Source organism: Pseudomonas sp. HY2-MNA-CIBAN-0224 (assembly GCF_040310285.1).
GTDB classification, from domain to species: domain Bacteria; phylum Pseudomonadota; class Gammaproteobacteria; order Pseudomonadales; family Pseudomonadaceae; genus Aquipseudomonas; species Aquipseudomonas helleri.
This window is the reverse complement of record NZ_JBEOPQ010000210.1, coordinates 1-409: the sequence shown is the minus strand read 5'-3', so window position 1 is coordinate 409 and position 409 is coordinate 1. Positions and strand designations below refer to the sequence as shown.

General features: G+C 48.2%; 1 protein-coding gene. It reads right to left on the bottom strand.

What is annotated here, in order from left to right:
- Positions 1-409: AarF/UbiB family protein (locus AAEZ03_RS26065; RefSeq protein WP_350582635.1), on the bottom strand; the 409-nt coding region annotated here is incomplete at both ends.

The following is a 409-nucleotide window of genomic DNA, read 5'->3' as shown; positions in this document are numbered from 1 at the left end:
TCCTGACACGGTACGATCTAGCATCATCGTCGTGGCTGAAGGTTGAAATTGCCCGAAGTATTTTAATGAGGTGCGCATTTGGCTGATGGCTTCATGATGAACTTGACTGCTGCCAAAATCAAAAGCCCCTTCTTGATAAGGTGCAATGGATAGCGGCTTCATACCAATAGCCAGCCACTTTTCATAGAATTCACCCGGCACATTTTTATCATCCTCACGGCGAATATCAAGAGCGATTAAGTCTTGCTCTAGTGCGGTCACATCACCTTTGACGGCATGCTGCGCGAAGCGGCGAAACAATTGAACCTCACTATGACTAGAGCTGCGAATACCGCCAAAATCATAGGCTACGACACTGCCATCATGACGAAACGCAAAATTACCGGGATGGGGGTCACAGTGCATCCGG